This window comes from Pseudomonas floridensis, from assembly GCF_002087235.1.
GTDB lineage: Bacteria > Pseudomonadota > Gammaproteobacteria > Pseudomonadales > Pseudomonadaceae > Aquipseudomonas > Aquipseudomonas floridensis.
On sequence record NZ_MUIO01000264.1, the window covers coordinates 1 to 823 of the forward strand.

Genomic DNA, 823 nt, shown 5'->3' on the forward strand with positions numbered 1-823 from the left:
CCCAGGCCCGCCTCGACACCGTGAAACGCATCGTCGAGCATGAGGACGGCGGACATTTCTCGCATTTGCAGCGTCTGCTCGACCGGCGTGATTCCAGCCACAGCGCCAGCAGTCAACTGGCGATAGAACTGGGGCTTAAATGCGCTGAACGTCCGGAAGTGGACGGCATCACCCTGGAACACATCGAAGACATTTTCGCCAGTTGGTATGCCCCCAACAACATGACACTGATCGTCGTCGGCGATCTGGACAAGCTGTTGCCGGCCTACCTCGAACGTACCTACGGCAAACTGGCCCCGACCGATCCCATCGATCATCCGCCTCTGGCCGAAAGCAACGGCACCGCCGACCCCCGGCGTGAGCTGGAGCGCGGCGGTCTGGGGGCAAACACCAAGCTGCATCTGATTTACACCGAACCGGAGCTGGACGATCAGCACGATGAAACCTGGGATCTGGTCAAGGCCTATCTGGACTGGTCGCTCTACACCGAACTGCGCCTTAAACACGGCCTGTCGTACGGCCCCTCAGCCGAGCGGGAAGTGTTCGGCGATGTCGGTTTTCTAAGCCTGAATGCCGATGTCGAACGTGAAGACGCCGATGAGGCAGAGCGTGAAATCCTCGCTCTGGTCGAACGCCTGCAAAAGGACGGCATGCAGCCCGACACCTTCGCGCGCCTGAAGAGCGCGGCCGTCGCCAAACAGGTCTGGGCGGTTCAGGGCAACAGCGCGCTGGCCGATTACTACTGGGGCGCGATCAATGATTATGAGGACGGGCGCTTCGTCGACCCGGCCAAGCGCATCAACGCCGTGAGCCTGGAAACCGC

1 protein-coding gene is annotated in these 823 nt (G+C 61.1%); it reads left to right on the forward strand.

What is annotated here, in order from left to right; translation table 11 throughout:
• Window positions 1-823: M16 family metallopeptidase (locus tag BZK31_RS28795; protein WP_167378140.1), on the forward strand; the 823-nt coding region annotated here is incomplete at both ends.